The sequence below is a fragment of the Halopseudomonas sp. genome (assembly GCF_041579695.1).
Lineage (GTDB): Bacteria > Pseudomonadota > Gammaproteobacteria > Pseudomonadales > Pseudomonadaceae > Halopseudomonas.
Genome location: NZ_JBFGFI010000157.1, coordinates 1 through 3,585 on the forward strand (window position 1 = coordinate 1; position 3,585 = coordinate 3,585).

The 3,585-nt window shown below is 61.3% G+C and carries 4 protein-coding genes; 2 read left to right on the top strand and 2 right to left on the bottom strand.

The features are described 5' to 3' along the window. Both ABYA88_RS15745 and ABYA88_RS15750 read left to right on the top strand, forming a co-directional pair. On the top strand, nucleotides 1-343 hold a 343-nt coding region (locus ABYA88_RS15745; RefSeq protein WP_373188337.1), incomplete at its 5' end, for an NAD(P)/FAD-dependent oxidoreductase. A 116-nt stretch (nucleotides 344-459) separates the two neighbouring features. After that, entirely contained in the window at nucleotides 460-1,902 is a 1,443-nt protein-coding gene (locus ABYA88_RS15750) for a methyl-accepting chemotaxis protein (RefSeq protein WP_373188338.1), read from the top strand. Between the two features lie 6 nt (nucleotides 1,903-1,908). Here the strand turns inward: ABYA88_RS15750 and ABYA88_RS15755 are convergent, their stop codons facing one another. After that, nucleotides 1,909-3,243: a ribonuclease J gene (locus ABYA88_RS15755; RefSeq protein ID WP_373188339.1), complete on the bottom strand. Its 1,335-nt coding sequence runs from the start codon at nucleotides 3,241-3,243 to the stop codon at nucleotides 1,909-1,911. Nucleotides 3,244-3,339: 96 nt separating this feature from the next. Next, the coding region (locus ABYA88_RS15760; RefSeq protein WP_373188340.1) for an alpha/beta fold hydrolase at nucleotides 3,340-3,585 on the bottom strand (246 nt) is incomplete at its 5' end.

Here is a 3,585-nt window from a genome sequence, read left to right on the forward strand (position 1 = left end):
CTATATGCGGCCGAAGATGCTGCGCGTATTCCCTCAACTGGCAAATGTGAAAGTCGAATACCAGTGGGGCGGCATGATCGGCATCGGCGCCAATCGCCTGCCGCAGATTGGCAAGCTCGCAGACCACTCCAATGTCTTCTATGCCCAGGCGTATGCAGGCCACGGCATCAATGCCACACACCTGGCCGCCCGGCTTCTCGGCGAGGCGGTAAGTGGCCAGGCCAGTCACGGCTTCGAGCTGTTCGACAGGGTCCCGCACATGACGTTCCCCGGTGGCAAGCACCTGCGCGCGCCCCTGCTGGCTCTGGGTATGATGTGGGAACAGATGAAAGAAGTGTTCTGATCCGCTAGTTTGACCATTTTGCCGCTGATGGCCGATAGGCCTGGGCCGATACAGTGGCCAACTGCCTGCGCCGGATGATTGCCCGGACAGCCGTTCGCCACCGTTCGGAGCATCGCATGAAAAATGGATTTCTCGGGTATTTCATGCCCGCAGGGTTGAAGGATCAGGTCGCCGTACTACAAGCCAAGGCAATCGCTTTCAGTGGACTGTGCAGCCTGTTGGTGGCGCTCTACAGCTGTATCAAGTGGGCACGCCTGGACAACGAGGCTCTTGCCACCGGTTCGCTGGTATTGTTGCTCGGCATGCCGGTGGTCCTGGTGCTGATGCGTACCGCGTCGATATCTGTGTCCGTCGCAGCCAATGCTGCGCTGGCATTGGCGACAGCCTACAGTACCCAGCTGGTGTATCAGTTAGGCGGACTGCAGTCGGCGCATATCTACTGGCCCGCGGTGCTGATCATGCTGGCCTATCTGCTCAGCGGTTATCGCAGCGCGGCCTTCTGGAGTCTGGTACAGGCCTGTTTCATCATATGGTTGATCTATCAGGAACGCAGTGGCGCGGTGATGCCGGTGTTCGAACTCAGCCCCAGGCAGGAGATGATCAACACCTATTCCGGTTTCCTGTTGCCGCTGCTGACGCTCTGGCTGGCCCAGTGGTACAACCTGAACCTGCGCCGTCAGGCATTGGAAGAGTCCGGGCAGAGCCTGGTTGAAGTGCGTGAGGCAGGGCAGCATGCCGCCAACCAGCAGGCGCGGATGGAGCTATTGGTGGATGAAGTACGGGTGAGCGCTGCCGACCTGCTGCAAATGGCTGACCAGCTGCAGCATACCCTGCAGGGTATTCGCCAGCGGTGCCAGGGTATGGATCAGGACGCCGTGCAGCAGGCCACCTCCATGCAACAGCTGGACAGCGCGGTCCACCACGTGCTGCAGCAGCTGACAGACAGTGCCGGCCAGATGCAGTTGCTCAATAGCCAGACACGGCAAAGCACCGATCAGGTGCGCCTCTGCGCTGGCACCATGCAGCAGGCCGAAGCCAGCATGCTGCAGATCCAGCAGAGCAATCGGCGTATAGATGATGCGATGCAACAGATCAGTGCGATTGCCGCGCAGACCAATCTGCTGGCGCTGAACGCTGCAATCGAGGCCGCTCGAGCTGGCGAGCAGGGGCGCGGTTTCGCTGTGGTGGCGGATGAAGTCCGCAGCCTGTCGCAGCGCAGCAACAAGACCGCGGAGGCGGTTCACGGCTTACTCGATGATGCCCGTGGCGTGGTCGACGCCGGTGTCGATCAGGTCGCCAAGGCGGGCGTGGCCATGCTGGAAAACGTCGACCTGACGGTCAGCTTGTCGGACAGCATAGCGGCCCAGCATCAGGGGCTGGATCACGCACATCAGCAGCTGTTGCAGGTGCGCGATTACAGCGCCGAACAGCGTGCGGCCAGTGAACGCCAGACTCGAGCCAGTAGTGAATTGCTGCTCGCGCAGGAGGAGCTCGGCGGCCTCGGTACCCGACTGGCCGAAATCTCCCGCCAGTTGCACACGCGCATAAAGGATGGCTGAGGATATTCAGCGCTGAATTTCCACCAGGCCCCAGGGTAGCGTGCCTATCTTGCGTGGCTGCGCGCTCAGGTCGATCAGATCTCCATTGGCCGGCAGCAGGCCGCCCAAGCCCAGGCTGCGCCCAAAATCGAGGTGCGCCTGCTGATGATGGTGTTCACCGTGCACCGGCAGCAGATACCTTGCCTTGAGCCAGCCGTACAGCTGGCGCAGATCCTCCTGTGGCGGATGGCCGGAAGCATGGATGGGCGCCATATTGTCATCAATCACGTTCACGCCCTGTGCCTTCAGCCCCGCCTTGATCCGTGCCAATGCCTCCTCGTTGCCGGGAATCAGGCGTGAGGAAAACAGCACGGTATCGCCCGGATCGAGTGTCAGGTGCGGATGACTGCCCCCGGCCAGCCGGGCCAGGGCGGCAGCGGGTTCACCCTGGCTGCCGGTACAGATCCATAACTGCTGCTCTCGCGGCAGATAGCCCAGCTCCCATGGCGAGATGAAACCGGGCCGTGGCTCCAGGTAGCGTTCGGCGCGCCCGGCAGCCTGCATGGTCATCAGGCTGCGCCCGAGCAGAGCGGCATAACGCCCGGCATCGAAGGCAATTTCCGCCAGGCTCTGCAGGCGCGCCAGATTGCTGGCAAAACAGGTGACAATTACGCGCTGGCTGCACGGCCGGATCGCATCCTGAAGCCCGTTCTGCACCTCGGCTTCGGAACGGCTCGCGCCACTGTTGGGCGCGTTGGTAGAGTCGCCAATGATCACATCCACGCCATCGCGGCCGATCGCCTGCAGTCTTCCCTGCGCGGTAAGCTCGCCCATCAGCGGTTTCGGATCGAGTTTCCAGTCGCCGCTGTGGTACAGCCGCTTGCCTGCCACATCGAGGACAATGGCATTGGACTCGGGAATGGAGTGGGTTACCGGAATCCACTCGGCCTGAAACGCGCCAATACCAATCGGCTCAAGCGGTTTGATCTCGCGCAGTTTCGGCCACTGCTGTTTCGGATCGAGTTTGTTGCGGATCAGCCTTGCGGTGAAACGGGTGGCGTACAGCGGACAATCGAGCTTCTGCCAGAGGTGCGCGACCGCGCCGATATGATCCTCATGGCCGTGGGTGATCAGCAGCGCCGACAGCTTGATATCGTATTGGTCCAATGCTGCCAGGCTGGGCACCGAGACCATATTGTTGCCGCCCGGGGCCGCCGACAATGCAAAGCCGCAATCTACTGCAATCCACTCGCCGGCAGAGCCGAAAAGGTAAAAGTTGGCGCCGAACATGCCTGCCCCGCCCAGGGCCAGAAAGAACGGACCGGGCTGGCGATGCAGTTGTTCAAAGGTGGGGCTGGGCATTCATTCCTCCGCTGGAACAGGTGGCCCGAGCTTAGCAGCCCAAACCGATGCCAGGCCAGCGGAGTAGCGGAGTAGCGGAGGATTGTGGCTGGGTTATCAGGCGGCGCCGTGCAGAAACGCGTTGAGATAGCCAGCGACCTCCTGGGGTTTTTCTTCCTGAACAAAGTGCCTGGCGTCGACTGTCTTCACTTCGATAGTGTCGAAACAGGCTTCGATATTGTGCAGATAGGCCGGGATAATGACCGGATCTTCCTTGCCATACACATACAGCCCGGGCATGGGCCAGACATGACCTGCCAGGCCGGCCCAGCGTTTGGCGTCCTCGCCGAAAGCCCGATAGTA

Excerpts from the sequence above, each read along its gene's own strand:
- ABYA88_RS15755 (WP_373188339.1), bottom strand. The coding sequence starts at position 3,243 with ATGCCCAGCCCCACCTTTGAACAACTGCATCGCCAGCCCGGTCCGTTC.
- ABYA88_RS15750 (WP_373188338.1), top strand. The coding sequence starts at position 460 with ATGAAAAATGGATTTCTCGGGTATTTCATGCCCGCAGGGTTGAAGGAT.